At 66.9% G+C, this 19,108-nt stretch carries 18 protein-coding genes; 13 read left to right on the plus strand and 5 right to left on the minus strand.

The window, feature by feature from the left end; translation table 11 throughout:
* Positions 1-35: 35 nt before the first annotated feature.
* Positions 36-335, plus strand: coding sequence for a DUF4326 domain-containing protein (locus ACFSX5_RS03035; RefSeq protein ID WP_386831651.1), 300 nt, complete (start codon positions 36-38; stop codon positions 333-335).
* A 54-nt stretch (positions 336-389) separates the two neighbouring features.
* Here ACFSX5_RS03035 and ACFSX5_RS03040 read toward each other — a convergent pair whose 3' ends face one another.
* On the minus strand, positions 390-2,165 hold the full coding sequence (locus ACFSX5_RS03040) for a hypothetical protein (RefSeq protein ID WP_386831652.1): 1,776 nt from the start codon (positions 2,163-2,165) through the stop codon (positions 390-392).
* A gap of 253 nt (positions 2,166-2,418) precedes the next feature.
* Between ACFSX5_RS03040 and ACFSX5_RS03045 the strand changes: the two genes are divergently transcribed.
* The 7 genes from ACFSX5_RS03045 (at position 2,419) to phoB (ending at position 9,760) form a co-directional block, all read left to right on the plus strand.
* On the plus strand, positions 2,419-3,174 hold the full coding sequence (locus tag ACFSX5_RS03045; RefSeq protein WP_386831654.1) for an IclR family transcriptional regulator domain-containing protein: 756 nt from the start codon (positions 2,419-2,421) through the stop codon (positions 3,172-3,174).
* Between the two features lie 231 nt (positions 3,175-3,405).
* Complete coding sequence (locus tag ACFSX5_RS03050; RefSeq protein ID WP_386831656.1) at positions 3,406-4,437, plus strand: substrate-binding domain-containing protein; 1,032 nt, start codon at positions 3,406-3,408, stop codon at positions 4,435-4,437.
* A gap of 69 nt (positions 4,438-4,506) precedes the next feature.
* Positions 4,507-5,886 carry a phosphate ABC transporter permease subunit PstC gene (gene pstC, locus ACFSX5_RS03055; RefSeq protein WP_386835565.1) on the plus strand — a complete coding sequence of 460 codons (1,380 nt, stop codon included), beginning with the start codon at positions 4,507-4,509 and terminating at the stop codon, positions 5,884-5,886.
* Positions 5,886-7,241: a phosphate ABC transporter permease PstA gene (gene pstA / locus ACFSX5_RS03060; protein WP_386831658.1), complete on the plus strand. Its 1,356-nt coding sequence runs from the start codon at positions 5,886-5,888 to the stop codon at positions 7,239-7,241. The genes pstC and pstA overlap by 1 nt, the downstream gene beginning before the upstream one ends.
* Before the next feature lie 64 nt (positions 7,242-7,305).
* A complete protein-coding gene (gene pstB / locus ACFSX5_RS03065; protein ID WP_386835566.1) occupies positions 7,306-8,088 on the plus strand; it encodes a phosphate ABC transporter ATP-binding protein PstB in 783 nt (260 codons plus the stop codon).
* 23 nt (positions 8,089-8,111) lie between these two features.
* The gene (phoU, locus tag ACFSX5_RS03070) at positions 8,112-8,822 is read left to right on the plus strand and encodes a phosphate signaling complex protein PhoU (protein ID WP_386831659.1); all 711 of its coding nucleotides are present in this window, start codon (positions 8,112-8,114) and stop codon (positions 8,820-8,822) included.
* Positions 8,823-9,058: 236 nt separating this feature from the next.
* Positions 9,059-9,760: a phosphate regulon transcriptional regulator PhoB gene (phoB, locus tag ACFSX5_RS03075; protein ID WP_386831661.1), complete on the plus strand. Its 702-nt coding sequence runs from the start codon at positions 9,059-9,061 to the stop codon at positions 9,758-9,760.
* A 435-nt stretch (positions 9,761-10,195) separates the two neighbouring features.
* On the opposite strand, the gene ACFSX5_RS03080 is transcribed toward phoB, so the two are convergent.
* Positions 10,196-11,194, minus strand: a complete 999-nt coding sequence (locus tag ACFSX5_RS03080) for a GlxA family transcriptional regulator (RefSeq protein ID WP_386835567.1) — start codon at positions 11,192-11,194, stop codon at positions 10,196-10,198.
* Between the two features lie 129 nt (positions 11,195-11,323).
* Between ACFSX5_RS03080 and ACFSX5_RS03085 the strand changes: the two genes are divergently transcribed.
* Both ACFSX5_RS03085 and ACFSX5_RS03090 read left to right on the plus strand, forming a co-directional pair.
* Positions 11,324-12,415: a class I SAM-dependent methyltransferase gene (locus tag ACFSX5_RS03085; protein WP_386831663.1), complete on the plus strand. Its 1,092-nt coding sequence runs from the start codon at positions 11,324-11,326 to the stop codon at positions 12,413-12,415.
* A gap of 72 nt (positions 12,416-12,487) precedes the next feature.
* A complete protein-coding gene (locus tag ACFSX5_RS03090) occupies positions 12,488-12,736 on the plus strand; it encodes a DUF1127 domain-containing protein (protein WP_386831665.1) in 249 nt (82 codons plus the stop codon).
* An 84-nt stretch (positions 12,737-12,820) separates the two neighbouring features.
* On the opposite strand, the gene ACFSX5_RS03095 is transcribed toward ACFSX5_RS03090, so the two are convergent.
* Entirely contained in the window at positions 12,821-14,446 is a 1,626-nt protein-coding gene (locus ACFSX5_RS03095) for an MFS transporter (protein ID WP_386831667.1), read from the minus strand.
* A gap of 175 nt (positions 14,447-14,621) precedes the next feature.
* Between ACFSX5_RS03095 and ACFSX5_RS03100 the strand changes: the two genes are divergently transcribed.
* Both ACFSX5_RS03100 and ACFSX5_RS03105 read left to right on the plus strand, forming a co-directional pair.
* Positions 14,622-15,122: a DMT family transporter gene (locus ACFSX5_RS03100; RefSeq protein ID WP_386831669.1), complete on the plus strand. Its 501-nt coding sequence runs from the start codon at positions 14,622-14,624 to the stop codon at positions 15,120-15,122.
* Entirely contained in the window at positions 15,119-15,541 is a 423-nt protein-coding gene (locus tag ACFSX5_RS03105; RefSeq protein ID WP_386831671.1) for a DMT family transporter, read from the plus strand. Before ACFSX5_RS03100 ends, ACFSX5_RS03105 begins: the two co-directional genes overlap by 4 nt.
* A 46-nt stretch (positions 15,542-15,587) precedes the next feature.
* Here the strand turns inward: ACFSX5_RS03105 and ACFSX5_RS03110 are convergent, their stop codons facing one another.
* Both ACFSX5_RS03110 and ACFSX5_RS03115 read right to left on the minus strand, forming a co-directional pair.
* Positions 15,588-17,027, minus strand: a complete 1,440-nt coding sequence (locus ACFSX5_RS03110; protein WP_386831672.1) for an aldehyde dehydrogenase family protein — start codon at positions 17,025-17,027, stop codon at positions 15,588-15,590.
* A gap of 20 nt (positions 17,028-17,047) precedes the next feature.
* Positions 17,048-18,199 carry a fumarylacetoacetate hydrolase family protein gene (locus tag ACFSX5_RS03115; RefSeq protein ID WP_386831674.1) on the minus strand — a complete coding sequence of 384 codons (1,152 nt, stop codon included), beginning with the start codon at positions 18,197-18,199 and terminating at the stop codon, positions 17,048-17,050.
* 178 nt (positions 18,200-18,377) lie between these two features.
* Here ACFSX5_RS03115 and ACFSX5_RS03120 point away from each other — a divergent pair, with 178 nt between their 5' ends.
* Positions 18,378-19,085, plus strand: a complete 708-nt coding sequence (locus ACFSX5_RS03120; RefSeq protein ID WP_386831676.1) for an SIMPL domain-containing protein — start codon at positions 18,378-18,380, stop codon at positions 19,083-19,085.
* The last annotated feature ends 23 nt before the right edge of the window (positions 19,086-19,108 follow it).

The following is a 19,108-nucleotide window of genomic DNA, read 5'->3' on the forward strand; positions in this document are numbered from 1 at the left end:
GCTGCGCTTCAATCCTGGCGCCTCCGGGGATCGCCATGTCCGAGACACCACCGCCCGTCCGTGTCCAGCTCTCCCGCCGCAAAGGCTGGCGCATGCCGCCCGACACGGTGAAGGTCGACCGCACCACCCGCTTCGGCAATCCGTTCGCCACTGGTCCGGGCAGCTGCCCGCCGGTCGAACTGGTGCGGCAATACCGCGAGTTCATCCGTCGGCCCGAACAGGCGGCCTTGGTCGCCGACATTCGCCAGTCATTGCGCGGCAAGAACCTCGCCTGCTGGTGCCCGCTTGATGGCCCCTGCCACGCCGACACCCTGCTCGAGATCGCCAATAGCTGAAACGAAAAGGGCCGGCGGAGACCGCCAGCCCTTCGTTCATATCTCTGCGTTTGGTCAGGCGACTGGCTGCTCGATGAACACCGTCACAACCTCGTCCGACACCGTTGCGCCGATCACCTGCTCGAGGCTGAGCCCGAGAGAGTCGATGGTCTCGGTGATCGCCGCATTGCTCTCGAGCGCATCGCGCACCCGCTCGATATCGTCGGACGCCAGCGACTGGTCGCACCCGACCACCCGCACCAGCTCTAGGCTGCTGGCCTGAGCGACCGCTGCCGGGGAAGCACTGGTGCCCTGGCTGAGCGCTGCACCGCCCACGTCGCAGTCGAGCGTGGCGAACAGCGCGAGCCCGGCATCCCCGGTTGCAGCCGCACCGTCCAGGTCGTCGGCATCAGCAACACCCGCTCCGGTGTCATCTCCGCCGGTGTCACCGCCGCCACCGATACCGCTTCCATTGCCGACATCGGTACCGGTATCACCGCCCGTATCTCCGCCAGCGCCGCCGGTATCACCACCCGTGTCGCCACCACCGGTGCCAGTTCCCGTGCCACCCGTGTCACCACCCGAGCCGCCGGTACCACCACCCGCGCCACCGGTTCCACCGCCGGTACCACCACCTGTGCCGCCAGTGCCGCCAGTGCCGCCAGTGCCGCCACCCGAGCCGCCGGTGCCACTACCGGACCCCGAACCGGGCAACAGCACGGCAGTGTTCAGGAACACCCGTTCGTTGCCACCGGCATCCGTGCCGATCGCGACCACCGCCTCGGGATCGATCCCGAGCGCGTCGAGCTGCGCGACGAGATCGGCATTGACCTCCGGCGCCACATCTCCAACAGCATCATCGACGATCGCGAGCGAGTCCTCGCCGAGCAGCACGCCGAGGTCCACAATGCGTGTGGTGCCCTCCGCATCACCCTGTTCCGGGCCGCTGCGCGACAGCAGGCGCAGCACGGCATCGACGCGCTGCTCTTCTTCGGGCAGCAGGGCCAGGTCAACCTCGGCCAATTCTTCGTCGCTGAGCAGATCAACGTCGACCTCGGCAAGCTCGGTTTCCGTCAGGTCGGCCAGGCCACCTTCGCCGAGCAGTCCGCCACCGTCGCCGTCAGCATCGCCATCGGCGCCGCCGAGCACCACGATCTCGGTCGCACCGCCTTCGTCGATCGACACCGACAGCACGTCCTCGATATCGATGCCTTCACGGCCAAGGATCGAGTTCAGCACCTCGCTGGCGCCGAGCGCCTCCAGCAGTTCGCTCCGGCCTTCGGAATTGGTCTCGATCGCAGCTTCCACCTCGGCAAGGCTGTCGCCATTCACGAGGTCCGCGAGTGCGACGATGCTCACGCGCTGGTCGTCCACCGCCGCATCGATATCGACGTCGGCCAGTTGCGGATCCCCAATCCGTCCGATCAGCGCCTCGACCCGCGCCGTCTCGTCGAGCACGCCGATCCGGGCGCCGGTCACGCCCTGCTCATCGCCCACTTCGACGTCCACCAGTCCATCCGGCGAACCGAGATCGATGAGCTGGCCGCCATTCGGCCCGACCCCGCCGCTACCGCCGACATTGGCATCCACATCGGCGTCGATCCCGTTCGGTCCGCCGACATTGGCGTCCACACTGGCATCGATGCCGTCGCTGCCGCCCAATCCGACATCGGCATCGACGTCGAGCCCGTCACTGGCACCCACTCCGGCGCCGACATTGAGCCCCTCGCTGCCGCCGACACCCGCGTCGACACTCAGTCCGTCGCTACCGCCCCCGACATTCACATTGACGCCATTTTCGCCGCCAATGCTCACACCGAGCCCGTCGCTACCCAGGCTGACCTGAGCCATGGCTGGGGTGCTGGCGAGAAGAGCGGTCGCGAGGGCGAGCACTGAAACCTGCGTTCGCATTTGATTCTTGGCCTCTATACGTTTCGAACTGAGGGCCAAACGTCAGGGTCAAGCGCCGTTTCCAACACAACTCGGTGTTGCTGAACGTTAACTTTCCGCGCTCGCCGCATTTGTAGCGACCCGCCCGGGCCTCCCCCTTGCACCCCATTGCCCCGCCGCCTAAGGCTGGATCAGTGTCACAGGAGCCATGCCGATGCGCAGGGGCGAGTCCGTTGCGGGCCTGGCCAAGGGGCTCGCCGTCATCGAGTGCTTCGACGAGGAGCATGCCAGCCAGTCGATCACCGACGTGGCCCGCCGCACCGGCCTCGAACGCGCCACCGCCCGCCGTTATCTCCTGACCCTCACCGAACTCGGCTATGCCAGCTACGACGGCAAGTTCTTCCGCCTCACGCCCCGGGTGCTGAAGCTCGGCCACACCTATCTCGCCGCCACCCCTATGCCGCGGCTGGTCCAGCCCTTCATCGACGAGCTCTCCGCGGAACTCAACGAAAGCTCCTCCGTCGCCGTGCTCGACGACACCGAGATCCTCTATATCGCCCGCGCCGCCCACCGCCGCGTGCTCTCCATCAGCCTTGGCGCCGGCGCCCGCATGCCGGCCTATTGCACCTCCATGGGCCGCATCCTCCTTGCCGCCCTGCCGCCGGACCGCGCCCGCGACATCATCGCCCGCTCCGATCTCGTCGCCTATACCAGCCGCACCAAGGCCGATCCGAAAAGCCTTGCCACCGAACTCGCGGTGGTCGCCGCCCAGGGCTTCGCCGTCATCGACGAAGAGCTTGAGAACGGCCTCTGCTCCATTGCCGTGCCGCTGTTCAATGCCCAGGGCCAGGTGGTGGCTGCGCTCAACGTCGGCGCCCAATCCTCGCGTGCGCCCACCTCGCACATGATCGCGCATTTCCTGCCGTTGCTGCGCCGGGTGCAGGCGGAACTGCGGCCGCTGCTGCGTTAACGCGCCGACCTCTCCGGCTGTCGCAAAGACCGTCACAAACCTCGATGTGCCGACGTTTCTGTCGGAAAAGTCTCGTATGTTCAGAGACTTGAGCCGTCACAAACCAGTCACGCAACTGCAATAAAAGCGTTGTCCGTGCTCCCTATGGTCTGCCCCGTCACTGGGCGGCAGGGGCGTTTTGAAGTTCGCCGGCCAGCTCGCTCTGAAACGAATTCCGAAAGGGACCTGTCCATGAAATCCGCACTCGCCGTCAGTGCCGCCGTCCTCGCGCTCGCCGTCACCACCCCGGCCTTTGCCCAGTCGCGCGACACCATTCAGATCGCCGGCTCCTCGACCGTGCTGCCCTTCGCCTCGATCGTGGCCGAGGAATTCGGTGCCGTCTTCCCCGAGTTCAACACCCCGGTCGTCGGCTCGGGCGGCTCCTCGGGCGGCCTGCGCCAGTTCTGCGAGGGCGTCGGCGAGAACACCATCGACATCGCCAATGCCTCGCGCCGCATCCGCGCCTCCGAGATCGAAGCCTGTAACGCAGCCGGCGTGAACGACATCCGCGAAGTCCAGATCGGCTTTGACGGCATCGTCTTCGCGACCTCGGCCAATGCCGGTGACTTCGCCCTCGAGCCGGTCCATGTCTACAAGGCCATCGCCGCCCAGGTCCCCGTCGACGGCGAACTGGTCGACAACCCCTACACCACCTGGAACGAGATCGACGCTTCGCTGCCCGAGCAGCCGATCGCTCTCGCCATCCCGGGCTCCAACCACGGCACCCGCGAAGTCTTCCAGGAGCGCGTCGTATCCGCTGGTTGTGAAGAAGCCGGCCTGCCGGAGCTGAGCGAAGAAGAACTCGAAGCCGCCTGCACCACCTTCCGCCAGGACGTCGTGGTCGAGATCGCCGGCGACTACACCGAGACCCTCGCCCGGCTGCAGTCCAACCCGGACACCGTCGGCGTCTTCGGTCTCTCCTTCTACGACCAGAACCGCGACACCCTGAAGGTTGCGACCGTTTCCGGCGTCACCCCGTCGCTCGAAACCATCGCTTCGGGTGAGTACCCGGTCTCCCGCCCGCTCTACTTCTACGTCAAGGGCGAGCACATCGGCGTTGTCCCGGGCATCGAGGAATACGTCCAGTTCTTCCTCTCCGACGCCATGACCGGCGCCGGTGGCACCCTCGAAACCGCTGGCCTGATCCCGCAGCCGGCCGAAGTCACCGCCGAAGTCCTCGGCAACTTCGAGTCGGCCACCGCGCTCACCGCCGCCGACCTCTAGGAAAATCTAGCGGGGAGGCGTTCGCGCCTCCCCGCCCTCACCGATCAAGACAGGGGCTCAGCCGTGAACATGTGGATCGTCGCAGCCTTGCTGCTCATCCTGCTCAGCCTGAGCTACTCTCTGGGTTGGTCCAAGGCCCGCGCCTTTGCCGGCGCCACCACTGCCACCGGCACTCGCCCCCACTCGCGCCCGCAATACCATGGCGCTCGTCTTGCCATCTGGACGTTGCTGCCGGCCCTGGCCGTGCTGATCCTCTGGGCCGTCTTCGGCGACACCCTCACCCGCGACTATGCCATCGGCCTCCTGCCCGCTGACGTCGCAGCGCAGACCGGCCCCGCCCTCGAAACCGCGCTCCAGCGCGTGCGCGCCATCGCTTCGGGCTATGGCGTCGCCGGCGAGGTGCAGCCCTATGAGGCCGCCGCGGGCGAGGCGCTGGCCCGCTTCAACCTCATCGTCATGCTGGTCGTCATCCTTGCCGCCGCCGGCCTCGGCTTCGCCGCACTGATCGTCGCCCGCGCCCGCATGGCCCCGCGTCTGCGGGCCCGCAACGAGGTCGAGACGATGGTGCGGCTGCTGCTGCTCGCCTGCTCGGGCGTCGCCATCCTCACCACCGTCGGCATCGTGGTATCGCTGCTCAGCGAAGCCATCCGCTTCTTCACCTTCGTCAATCCGCTCGATTTCTTCTTCGGCACCGTCTGGAACCCAGGCTTTTCCACCACCGGCAACCAGGCCACCGGCGACTATGGCCTCTTGCCGCTGCTCTGGGGCACGGTGATGATCAGCATCATCGCCATGCTGGTTGCCCTCCCCATCGGACTGATGACGGCGATCTACCTCAACCAGTACGCGCCCGGCCGCATCCGCGCCGTGGTCAAGCCGGTCATCGAAATCCTCGCCGGCATTCCCACCATCGTCTACGGCTTCTTCGCCCTGGTCACGGTCGGGCCCTTCCTTGCCGGCTTCGGCGACGTCATCGGCGTCGATATCCGCGCCACCTCCGCACTCACCGCCGGCGTGGTAATGGGCGTGATGATCATCCCCTTCATCTCCTCGCTCAGCGACGACATCCTCAACCAGGTCCCGCGCACCCTGCGCGACGGCGCCTATGGCCTTGGCGCCACCCAGTCCGAGACCATCCGCAACGTCCTGCTGCCGGCGGCCCTCCCCGGCATCGTCGGCGCCTTCCTGCTCGCCGTCAGCCGCGCCATCGGCGAAACCATGATCGTGGTGCTCGCCGCCGGCAACGCGCCGATCCTGCGCGCCAACCCGTTCGAGCCGACCTCCACCGTCACTGTCTCCATCGTCAACCAGTTGACCGGCGACACCGATTTCGCCGGCCCGCAGTCGCTGGTCGCCTTCGCCCTCGGCCTCACCCTGTTCGGGATGACCCTGATCCTCAACATCGTGGCGCTCTACATCGTCCGCCGCTTCCGGGAGCAGTACGAATAATGTCCGACACCGACGCTCCCCGCCCCTCCGCCAACCGCGACCGCATCCGCGCCTCGCTCGCCCGCCGTCACCGCGGCGAAGCGATCTTCCGCGGCCTCGGTATCGCCGCCGTGCTCCTCGCGCTCGGCTTCGTCGCCATCCTGTTCACCACCATCATCTCCAAGGGCCTGCCCTCCTTCCAGCAGTCGCGCCTGCACGTCGAAGTGTTCTTCGATCCCGCGGTGATCGACGTAGGCCCCGCCCCCACCCGGCAAGCCGGCCAATCCGACGCCGATTTCCGCGCCGCCCAGCTCGCCTGGCAGCGCGACCTGGCCATGCTCAACTGGAACAGGATCGTCGAGGACGCCCTCCGCCGCGCCGCGCCCGCCGGCTTCGAGATCGACACCCGCCAACTCCTGACGGTGGTCGAGACCAGCGAGCGCCACACCCTGCGCGAGATGTTCGTGCGCTATCCCGCCCTGCTCGGCCAGACCGTGGAAGTGAGCCTGCTCGCCTCCGCCAATGTCGACAACTGGCTCACCGGCCGCATCAACCGCGACCTCGCCGACGCCCAGCAGCAGCTTTCCGCCCCTGCCCGCGCCCTGGCCGACGGCTTCTACGCCGACGGCACCATCACCCGCGACTTCGCCTGGAGCCTGTTCTTCAACGTCGACAGCCGCGCCGCTCCCGCGGCCGCCGGCCTCGCCGGCGCCTTCATGGGCTCGCTCTACATGATGATGATCGTCATCGTCCTGGCGGTGCCGATCGGGGTGGCGAGCGCCATCTACCTCGAGGAGTTCGCGCCCAAGTCGCGCCTCACCGACCTCATCGAGGTCAACATCAACAACCTCGCCGCCGTGCCCTCGATCGTCTTCGGCCTCCTGGGCGCCGCCGTGTTCATCAACACGCTGCACCTGCCGCTGTCGGCGCCGCTCGCCGGCGGTCTCGTGCTGACGCTGATGACGCTCCCCACCATCATCATCGCCACCCGCGCCGCCCTCAAGGGCGTGCCGCCTTCCCTGCGCCAAGCCGCCCTCGGCATGGGGGCCTCCCGCACCCAGATGGTATTCCACCACGTGCTGCCGGTGACCTTCCCCTCGATCCTCACCGCCACCATCATCGGCGTCGCGCAAGCTCTGGGCGAAACCGCCCCGCTCCTCCTCATCGGCATGAATGCCTTCGTCGCCTCGGTGCCCGCCAGCCCGCTCGACCAGGCCACCGCCCTGCCCGTCCAGATCTTCCTCTGGCAGGGCAACGAGAACCGCAACTTCTTCGAGGCCCGCACCTCCGCCGCCATCATGGTGCTGCTGGCCCTGATGATCCTGCTCAACGCCATCGCCATTTTCCTGCGCTCCCGGCTGGAAAAGCGTGCCTAAGGAGGCTCAAATGGACCTGCTCGCCGCCAAGGTGAAGATGACCAACCAGACCGTGGATGCCTCGATGAACCCCACCGACGTGCTGGATCGCCCGATCCGCCTCACCGCCCGCGACGTGACCGTGCACTACGGCACCAAGCAGGCGCTGTTCGGCATCTCCATCGACATCCCCGACCGCGCCGTCACCGCCTTCATCGGTCCCTCCGGCTGCGGCAAGTCGACCTTCCTGCGCTGCATCAACCGCATGAACGACACCATCGAAGGCGCCAAGGTCGGCGGCACCATCAAGCTCGACGGCGAGGATATCTACGATCCCAGCCTCGACGTGGTGGAACTGCGCGCCCGCGTCGGCATGGTGTTCCAGAAGCCCAATCCCTTCCCCAAGTCGATCTACGACAACGTCGCCTACGGCCCGCGCATCCACGGCCTCGCCCGCAACAAGGCCGAACTCGACGAGATCGTCGTCTCCTCCCTCCGCAAGGCGGGCCTGTTCGAGGAGGTGAAGGATCGCCTCAACGAGCCCGGCACCGGCCTCTCCGGCGGCCAGCAGCAGCGCCTCTGCATCGCCCGCGCCATTGCTGTCGGCCCCGAGGTCATCCTGATGGACGAGCCCTGCTCGGCGCTCGACCCGATCGCCACCGCCATCATCGAGGAACTCATCGACGAGCTCCGCGAAAACTACACCATCGTCATCGTCACCCACTCGATGCAGCAGGCGGCCCGCGTGTCGCAGAAGACCGCCTTCTTCCACCTCGGCAATCTGATCGAGCAGGGCGACACCGAAGAGATCTTCACCAACCCGGTGAACAAGCAGACCCAGGACTACATCATGGGCCGCATCGGCTGATCGCGGACCTGAGGAGACAGCACATGGCCGCCCCCGGTACCGACCACATCGTCACCGCCTATAGCGAGGAGCTAAACACCCTCGCCCAGTCCATTGCCGAGATGGGCGGCCAGGTCGAACTCGCCATCGAGAACGGCACCAAGGCCCTGCTCAAGCTCGACCGCGAACTGGCCGACCTCACCATCATCGCCGACCAGCGCATCGACGACATGCAGCGCCGCATCGACGACATGGCCGTCTCCATGATCGCCCGCCGCCAGCCCATGGCCTCGGACCTGCGCGCCATAATCACCGCCATCCACGTCGCCAACGACCTCGAACGCGTCGGCGACATGGCCAAGCAACTGGCCCGCCGCTCGCTGAAGCTCGACGGGCTCAATCTCCAGCCCACCTTCTACAACGGGGTCCGCAACATGACCGCGCTGGTGCAGCGCCAGGTCAAGGGCGCCCTCGATGCCTATGCCAACCGCGACTCCGCCGGCGCCATCGACGTCTGCAACCGCGACGACGAGGTCGATGCCATGCACACCTCGCTGTTCCGCGAACTGCTCACCTACATGATGGAAGACCCGCGCAACATCACCCCCTGCACCCAGCTCCTGTTCTGCGCCAAGAGCCTCGAGCGCATCGGCGACCACGCCACCAACATCGCCGAGCGCGCCTACTATCTCCAGACCGGAAAGCAGCTCACCAGCGAAGTCCAGGAACTCCACCGCGTCCAGATCAAGGCCTGACCCACAACACTGATCTCTCCGCCCCCTCCCCCTTCAGGGGGAGGTGAGGTGGGGGTGTCCCAGCAACAGAACTGTCGGCGCCTTTCCTCCCCTCCCCCTTGAGGGGAGGGGCCGGGGGTGGGGGGCCCCCTTCAAGGCGCTATATCGATCCACCCGCTTTCCCCTGAAGGGTGACCCACAACACCGCCCTCCCTCCCCTTCAGGAGCAAGTGCGCTGGCTCTAGACGGAGCAAACCATGCCCGCCACCATTCTCGTCGTCGAAGACGAAGCCGATATCACCATCCTCCTGCGCTACAATCTCGAGGCAGAGGGCTTCCGCGTCGCCACCGCCGAGACGGGCGACGAAGCCATCCAGCACATCCAGGAGAAGCTTCCCGACCTGATCCTGCTCGACTGGATGCTGCCCGAAGTCTCCGGCATCGAACTCTGCCGCCGCTTCCGCGCCCGCGAGGAAACCGCCCGCGTCCCCATCATCATGCTCACCGCCCGCGGCGAGGAAGAAGAGCGCGTGCGCGGCCTCACCACCGGCGCCGACGACTACATCGTCAAGCCCTTCTCCGTCCCCGAGCTCATCGCCCGCATCCACGCCCTCTTGCGCCGGGCCAGCCCCAACCTCGTCACCGCCGCCCTCAAGCTGGGCGATCTCGAGCTCGACCGCACCACCCACCGCGTCCGCCGCGGCAATCGCGACGTCCATCTCGGCCCCACCGAATACCGCCTGCTCGAATACCTCATGCGCCATCCCGGCCGCGTCTACTCCCGCGAGCAGCTGCTCGACGGCGTCTGGGGCAACGACGTCTATGTCGACGAGCGCACCGTCGACGTCCACATCGGCCGCCTCCGCCGCGCCATCAATCGCGGCCGCGACCCCGACCCCATCCGCACCGTCCGCGGCGCCGGCTACGCCTTCGACGAACGCTTCGGGCAAGTCGCCTAACTCTCCCCGCCCACCGCCGCGTCCCTCCCCCGCTCGCGGGGGAGGCTAGGTGGGGGTTCCCCAGGAGAGGCCACTCCACGGCCGGTCCATGCTGCATCCGTGCTGCCACAACACGAAGCTGATGATGCTCCTGCGGCAGCAGGTTGGCTCCCCTGGCGCCGACCCTGCAGGATCGCGACAAGCCGATCTCTTGCCTTTGCGCTCCTGCCCCAGCCCCTCCCCCACCCACCCGAACGGGTGCGGCGCCGTGGCAGGGCGGCGACCATGTCTCTGCCGCACCACTGAATGGAGGACGCAGTGACAGGAGACGGCTACGGGTCCGACGTCCTCCTATTGCCAGCAACCCAACCGCGCTGTGTCTGCCTGTTTGCGGCCGGCCAGGGCGGGCGGAAGCGAATAATCAGCTCGGGCAGCGTGTCGCCCAGGGCAGACCTCTCACATCATCACAGCAGCAGGCAGCAGATTGCGGCGCCGGTACTCGGACGGGGACAGACCCACCAGGCGACGGAAGATGCGGCGGAAGCTGGCCGGCTCCAGATAGCCCACCTCCCCGGCAAGCTCGTCCAGCGGCAGGTCGGAGGTCTCGAGCAGGTGCTTTGCCTCCTCCACCCGCAGGATTTGAACATACTCCATGGGCGATAGCCCCGTCGCCGCCCTGAACCGGTTGAGAAAAGCGCGTTCCGTCAGGCCGCTGCGCGCCGCGAGCACTCTCACCACATTGGCCCGCGCATAGTTGTCGGCCAGCCAGAGCTGGGCGTCGGCGACCATCTGATCGTCGTGCTGGCGGCGGGCCGTCAGTCCGGCATAGGGCAACTGCCCCTCGTTGTGTGCCTGCACCAGGTAGGTCTTGGCGACCTGGCGCGCGGCTTCCGCACCGCTGAAGCGGGCAACCAGATAGAGCAGCAGATCGTACCAGGAGGAGGCGCCGCCCGCCGTGATGATGCGGTGGCCTTCACCCGCGGGAACGAGCACCCGCTCCTTCCGGATCCGCACGCGCGGGAACCGCATGGCCATGGCATCGCAAAACCCCCAATGGGTCGTCGCATCCTCACCGTCGAGCAGGCCGGTGAGCGCCAGCAACAGCGTCCCCGAACACACGGACGCAACGATCGCTCCGCCTTCATAGGCCCCGCGTATCCACTCGGCGAGCCATGGGTAGGTGTCCGGCAAGGTGGCGCGCCGGTCGAGGATCAGTTCCGGCACGATGACGATGTCGGGGATCGGCGCCTCGTCCAACCGGCCATGCGGCGTGATGGTCGTGCCGTTCGGCAGTCGGTAGGGCTGGCCATCCAGGGTCAACAGCAGCGGGCGGAAGCGTGGGGCTTGCACCGGCTGGTTGTGCAGCCGCTCCCAACCCCGTCCCACCGAGGTCAGCACGTCCAGAATGGCCATGGTGCCGGAGGCGCCCGCCTCCGGCGTGCCGATCACCACCACGGTCAATGGCTGCTCCACCACCTCTGTCACTTCCGAATTGGACCGTTTCCTGCCGAACCGATCCTAACGCCTTCGCCGGGGCAGCGGTAGATGCAGCGCCTCTTCTTTGAGACCAGAGGCAGACAAACCATGCAGACCGCAGAAGCCGCAGTGCGGCACGACGTTTCCTTCGACGAGGGCAAGGCCAAGGCGTTCGCCGGGCAGATGCTCGGCACCATCAACGGCGCGGCCGTCGCCCTCATGGCTTCGATCGGCCATCGCACCGGGCTGTTCGACCATCTTGCGCGCCATTCCCCCGCCACCTCCGCAGCCCTCGCCGCCGTCGCCGGGCTCAACGAGCGCTATGTGCGCGAGTGGCTGGCGGTGATGACCACCGCCAGGATCGTCGACTACACGCCGGCCGATCGCAGCTACACTCTGCCGCCCGAACACGCGGCATTCCTGACTCGCGACGGCGCCATGAAGAACCTGGCGGTGATCGCACAGTTCGTCGCCGTCGTCGGGGCGCTCGAGGACGAGGTCGTCGACCGCTTCCGACACGGTGGCGGGCTTTGCTACCACCATTACGACCGCTTCCACGAGGTGATGGCCGAGGCCAGCCACCAATCCATCGTCAAGCCGTTCGTCGATCAGGTGCTGCCGATCGTCCCCGGGCTCCGGCAGCGGCTGGAGGATGGCATCGACGTGGTCGACCTCGGCTGTGGTGCCGGACGGGCGGTGCTGATGCTGGCCCAGCGCTTCCCCCGGAGCCGCTTCGTCGGCCTCGATCTCTGCGCCGATGCCTTCAGCGAAACGCAGCAGGAGGCCGCACGGATCGGCGTCGGCAATCTCGTCTTCCGGCAACAGGATCTGGCGGCCGTCGACCGGCTCGGCGCCTTCGATCTGGTCCTCGCCTTCGATGCCGTGCACGACCAGAAGAGCCCGCTCGATGTCCTCCGCAAGGCCCGGCAGGCGCTGCGGCGCGACGGGTTGATGCTGATGGTCGAGTTCGGCGGCTCAAGTCGGCTCGAGCAGAACCTGACCCATCCGATCGGCTCGTTTCTCTACATGATGTCGGTGATGCACTGCATGCCGGTGTCACTGGGACAGGGCGGCGAAGCGCTAGGCACCATGTGGGGCGTCGAACTCGCCGAGACGATGCTCCGGGACGCCGGCTTTGGTGAGGTGCAGGTGTCGCGCCTGCCGCACGATCCCTTCAACGCCTATTTCGTCGCCCGCTGAATGGATCCCGGCGGTCGAACAAGCCGCCGCCTCCCCGACCACCACCTCGAACCACAGGAGTACCCAATGGCCTTGGTTGCCAATCCCTTACGCCCGGGCGCGGCCGGAGCACGCCTCCGCCGGCCCTCCTGGCTGCGCGCCCTGCGGATCGTCTGGCGCCGTCACGCCCGCCCCGCCCGGCACTACATCGAACTGTCGCGTCTCGACGAACGGCTGCTCTACGACATCGGCATCGATCCCCTGGACGTGCGCGACGCACTCAATGAGCACCGCGCCCCCGGAGTCCTGCTGCAGCCCATCCGCAAGCGCGCTGGTCGCTAGAACCCTCTCCCATGTCGCCGGGCCACTATTCTCTCGCGGGCGGAAGCGGCTGAGCCCGCGAGAGATAACTGCAGATGCCGCCGCCTAGACCTCCGGCGTGTCCCTCAGCGGCGTGTCGTCCCTGAGCGGAACAGTCTGCCGCTCGATCATCCGCCGCACCTTGGGTGGCGTTTCCCCCCGGTGCAGCTTGCGGATCAGCTCGATGTTCTCGGCGTCGGCCTTGGTGCGCCGCATGTTGTGTCGGAGATAGTCGACCCAGGTCGGCGCGTGGTAGCTTTCGGTCCACACCTCCGGGTGCTCGAGGTCGCGCAGCAGCCCCCATTGCCGCGCCCCGTCGCGAATGCGGATTTTTCGCCGCTCCGCCATCAGTTGCAGGAAACGCGGCACGTCCTCCTGGGCGATCACATAGTCGATCATCACCATGATCGGCCCGCTGCGCGGCCTCAGATCGAGCCGGATGATCGGCTCGTTGAAAGTGTTGAGCGGGTTGAGGTCGCGCGCGCTGAACTGCGGCAGCGGCAGGCGGAAGCCCACAAGCGCGCACACCAGCATGCCGGTGCCCGACAGCGCCAGCGCGATGCTCGGCCCCCAGGCGTCGGCGCCCACGCCCCAGACCCAGCTTCCCAGCGCCATGCCGCCGAAGGTGGCGGTCTGGTAGAGCGATAGCGCCCGCCCCACCACCCAGCGCGGCGAACTGAGCTGGATCGAGACATTGAACAGCGACAGCGACAGCACCCAGCACGCTCCCGCCGGCAGAAGCACCAGATGGCTCAGCACCAGGTCGCGGCTGAAACCGAGCCCGGCGCTGCTGAGCGCAAAGCCGACGCAGGCGAGGCGGACGATCACCTCGTTGCTGAAGCGCTCGCGCACGATGCCGTTGAGAAACGCCCCGCCGATCGCGCCCAGGCCGAACGAGCCGAGCAGCGTGCCATAGGCCAGCGCGCTGCCGCCCACATAGGTTGCCGCCACCGACGGTAAGAGCGCCAGGATCGCGACGGCCGACAAGCCGAACAGGAAGCTGCGGAACAGTACCGTGGTCAGGTTCGGCGACAGCGATACATAGCGCACGCCCGCCCACATGGCGCTGCCGAAGCTCTCGCGCGGCAATTGCCGCGGCGCCCGCACCGGCTTCCACCGCCACAGCGCTCCGATCAGCGGCCCATACGATAGGGCGTTGACCGCGAACGCGGCGCCCGCCCCCGCCACCGCCACGATCAGCCCGCCCACGGCCGGGCCGACGCTGCGCATCATGTTGAAGCCCATGGAATTGAGCGTCACCGCTCCCGGCAGGTCCTGCCGCGGCACGATATCGCCCATCGATGCTTGCCAGGACGGGTTGAACAGCGCCGTGCCGCACCCGATCAGGAAGGTGAACAGCAGCAAGAGCCAGGGGTTGAGCATGCCGAGAAAGGCCATCAGCGCCAGCACCACCGACACCAGCATCATGCCGACCTGGGCGATGAGCATGACCACCCGCCGATCGAAATTGTCGGCCAGCGCCCCCGAGGCGATGGAGAACACCATGATCGGCAGCGTCGTCGACGCCTGCACCAGCGCCACCATGTTGTGGGAGTCGGTGAGCGTCGTCATCATCCAGCCGGCGCCCACCGACTGCACCAGACCGCCCAGATTCGACACCAGCGTCGCCGCCCACAACAGCCGGAACGTTTCATGCCGAAACGGTGCCAGCACCGACATGCGCTCTGCCATTCACCTCACCACGCTAAGGCGGACCTGCCGCCGAACCACCCCGGCACAATGCGAAAGAAATGGCAGCTTCGCCAGTCCCATACCCCTGCGCAACGACGCCGCCACCGTTAGCGTTTCAGCCGCCACCCTGATTTTGCGCTAAGCTCCAGCGCTCCTCCGAGTCGGATCGAATTCAATGAACTTGCCCACGGCGCAGCGGCCCAACCCGCTGCATCTTCTTGCCGCCTTCGGCAGCGGCGGCCTCCTGACGCTTGCCGTCTTTCTCAATGGCGAAGCCGGTCGCTATGGCGGCGCCCTGTTCTCGTCCTGGCTCGCCCATGGCGTCGGCACACCCGTCGCCCTGGTCTTCCTCGCCTTGATCTGGCGCCACCAGCGCCGCGAAGCCGCCGCCGACCGCGCCGAGCACGGCAAGGCCCCGCTCTGGTCCTATCTCGGCGGCATCATCGGCGCCGCCACCGTCATGCTCACCTCGACCACGGTAAACACCCCGCTCGCCCTCGCCGGCACCCTCGCCCTCGGCCTTGCCGGTCAGGTGGTGCTGAGCCTTGCCGCCGATTTCTGGGGCCTGCTCGGCCTGCCGCGCCGGCGCCTCGACTGGCGCGATGCCGGCGCCGTTGCCCTGATTGCTGCCGGCAGCCTCATCATCATCCTGTTCGGCCTGGGAGGCGCGTCATGATCGTGCCGGTCCTCTTCGCCTTCACCGCCGGCCTGCTCGTCATCCTCAGCCGCCAGGTCAACGGCCGGCTGTCCTTGTCGACGACGCCGCTGATCTCGTCGTTCTGGAACCACTTCGTCGGCTTCGTCTTCCTCACCGTCCTCGGCCTCGCTCTCGGTGGCCTCATCCCCGACAACATCGCCGAGATCCCGTGGTGGGTTTATACCGGCGGCGCGCTGGGCGTGGTCTTCGTCGCCTCGGGCTCCTGGCTCATCACCCGCATCGGCGCGGTCAATTCCACCCTGCTGGTGATCTCCGGGCAGATGGTTTCGGGCGTCCTGTTCGATTGGGCGCGCGGCATTCCGGTCACGCTCTGGGCCAGTGCCCTCGGCGTTCTGCTGATCTTTGCCGGAATGGCGCTGACTCAGCGTCGGCGGTAACGAAATGCAAACGAAACGGGGCCCGAAGGCCCCGTTTCTTTCACCGTCAACCGGCCGCGGTATAGGCCGTCTTCACCAGGGTGAAGAACTCCTGGGCATACCGCCCCTGCTCGCGCGGGCCGAAGCTCGATCCCTTCCGCCCGCCGAACGGCACGTGGAAATCCACCCCCGCGGTCGGCACGTTGACCATCACCATGCCAGCCTCGGCATTGCGCTTGAAGTGCGTGGCATACTTCAAAGAAGTCGTTACGATACCGGCACTTAGCCCGAACTCGGTGTCGTTCGCCACCGCCAGCGCTTCCTCGTAATCCTTGACCCGGATCACCGCCGCCACCGGCCCGAAGATCTCCTCGCGCGCGATCCGCATCGAATTGGTCGCCTCGGTGAACAGCGCCGGCTGCAGGAAATACCCGTCGGTATCCTTGCTCACCCGCTCGCCACCGGCCACCAGCTTCGCCCCCTCCTGCTGGCCGATTTCGATATAATCGGTGTCCTGCTTGAGCTGGCTCGGATCGACCACCGGCCCGATTTCGGTATTCTTATCAAGGGCATCGCCCACCCGCAGACCCCGGGTCCGCTCGGCCAAAGCCTCCACGAACCGGTCGTGGATACCTTCGGTCACGATGACGCGCGAGGATGCCGTGCAGCGCTGCCCCGTCGAGAAGAACGCCGACTGCGCCACCGATTCCACCGCGACCTTCAGGTCCGCATCGTCCAGCACCACGGTCGGGTTCTTGCCGCCCATCTCGAGCTGGTACTTGCGCCCCACCTTCACCGAAGCCTCCGCCACCCGGCGGCCGGTGCCCACCGAGCCGGTGAAGCTGATGGCATCCACATCGGGGCTCTCGAGCATGGTCTGGCCCACGACCGAACCCTTGCCCATGACGAGGTTGAGCACGCCCTTGGGCAGCCCCGCCCGCTGCAGGATGTCGACGATCGCCCAGGTCGAGGCCGGCACCAGGTCGGCCGGCTTGATCACCACGGTGTTGCCGTAGCAGAGCGCCGGCGCAATCTTCCACGACGGGATCGCGATCGGAAAATTCCACGGCGTGATCAGCCCGATCACCCCAACCGGCTCGCGGGTGATTTCAACGCCCACGCCCGGCCGCACGCTCGGCAACACCTCGCCCGACAGCCGCAGCGCCTCGCCGGCGAAAAAGTCGAAGATCTGCCCGGCGCGGGTCACCTCGCCGATGCCTTCCGGCAGCGTCTTGCCCTCTTCGCGGCTCAGCAACTCGCCCAGTTCCTGCTTGCGCGCCAGGATTTCGTCGGCCGTCTTCCGCAGGATCGCGTGCCGCTCGAGAATGCCCGAGCGCGACCACGCCGGAAAGGCCGCCTTGGCCGCCGCGATCGCCCGCTGCGTATCCTCCACCGTGGCCCGGGCATAGACGCCCACCACATCCTTCAGGTTGGACGGATTGACGTTCTCCACGCCCTCGCCGCCGACCCATTCCCCATCGATGAGGTTCTTGAACAATTCGGTCATCTGGAGTGCCTTTCGGATAACTAGAGCAAATCCGCCTTCGCCAGGTCGCGCAGCAGGTGGCTGGCGCCATAGGTCCAGGGCGGGCATTGGGTGGACAGGTTGACGCGGTTCACCAGCGTGCCGAGCGCCTCGCTCGAGATGGAGACCGTGTCGCCGAGCTTGTGGGTGAAACCCTTGCCGGCGCCGTCGCGATCCTTCACCGGCGCGAACATGGTGCCAAGATAAAGCACCAGCCCATCGGGATACTGGTGATGGCTGCCGATGGTCGCGGCCACCAGCGATTCCGGCGTGCGCGAGATTTGCGCCATGTTGGAGTGCCCGTCGAGCACGAAGCCATCCTCGCCCTCGACCCTGAGCGCGATCTCGGCGGTCTTCACCGTGTCCAGCGTGAACCCACCGTCGAACAGCCGCACGAACGGCCCCAGCGACGCCGAAGCATTGTTGTCCTTGGCCTTGCCGAGCAAGAGCGCCGAGCGCCCCTCGACGTCGCGCAGATTGACATCGTTGCCGAGTGTCGCGCCGATGATCTCGCCCTTGCTGGTCACCAGCAGCGCCACTTCCGGCTCGGGGTTGTTCCAGCTCGAAACCGGGTGCAGCCCGACCTCGGCGCCATACCCCACCGAGCTCATCGGCTGGCCCTTGGTGAAGATCTCCGCATCCGGGCCGATGCCGACCTCGAGATACTGGCTCCACACGCCGCGCTCGATCAGCGCCGCCTTGACCTTCATCGCCGTGTCCGAGCCGGGCACCAGCTCCGACAGGTCGGTGCCGATCAGCCCGAGAATCTCTCCGCGCAGCGAATCCGCCTTGGCCTTGTCGCCGCGCGCCTGCTCCTCGATCACCCGCTCCAGCAGCGACACCACGAAGGTCACGCCCGAAGCCTTGATCGCCTGCAGGTCAATCGGCGACAGCAGGCTCGGCTGCGACGAGTCGGTCTTGCCCGCAACGGAATTGGCAACCACGGCATCGGCATCGCCGAGTTCGCGCCCCGGTGCCGTGCGAACATGCTCGGCAGCGCGCCCGCTCTCCGCCACGTCGCGGACCGTCGCCATCCCCTTGGCCGTGATATCGAACAGCACGCCGTCGCGCACGGTGACCAGAGCCGGGTGTTGCTGTCCAGGCACACGCGCCCGCCCAATCAGCACGCCCTCGGGATAATGCTTGCCGCTCATCACTGCCTCTTCCGGTTTGGCCTTCTGACTAACCCCCCGCTCCCACTGGCGCAAGGTTCATAAGTCATACTTTTGGCCCCATCCGCTTTCCACAGCCCGTTCAACTGCGGTTCATTTGCGCCGCAATAGTGACACGATGCCCGTGGAACTCTCCGCGGCACCTCAAGGAGTGTCTCAAATGCGTCGTCTGTTGGCCCTTGCCCCCCTCGCCCTTCTCGCCACCACCCTGCCCGCCTGGGCCGGCACCATCTCGATCGCCGGCCGCGGCGAAGTACAGGCCGCGCCCGACATGGCGATGATCACCTCTGGGGTGACCTCCCAGGGCGCCACTGCGCGCGAAGCGCTCGATGCCAACACCGCCGCCATGACCGAGCTGCTGGACGAGCTCAAGGCCGCCGGCATCGAAGCCCGCGACATCCAGACCACCGGCTTCTCGGTCAACCCGAACTACGTCTATTCCGACGAGCGTGACGGCAACGGCTACTCGCTGCCGCCCAAGATCAACGGCTACCAGGTGTCGAACACCGTCACCGTGATCGTGCGCGACCTCGAAGAACTCGGCACCATTCTCGATCGCTCGGTCACGGTCGGCGCCAACACCGTCAACGGCGTCACCTTCTCGGTGGCCGATCCGTCCGAACTTCTCAACGAGGCGCGCAAGAAGGCTTTCGCCGACGCCCGCGCCAAGGCCGAACTCTATGCCGAGACCGCCGGCACCACCCTCGGCGACCTTGAATCTATTCGCGAATCCCAGAACTTCGACGCGCCCCAGCCCTACGCCATGTATGCGCGCGCCGAAGCCGCCAGCGCCCCTGTCCCCGTGGAAGCTGGCGAACTGACCTTTTCCATCACCGTCGATGTCGAGTGGGACCTCGGCAACGACTGATCCCGGTTCCCCTCCCTTGAGGG

It is taken from the genome of Devosia albogilva, assembly GCF_042685625.1.
Taxonomy (GTDB): Bacteria; Pseudomonadota; Alphaproteobacteria; order Rhizobiales; family Devosiaceae; genus Devosia; species Devosia albogilva.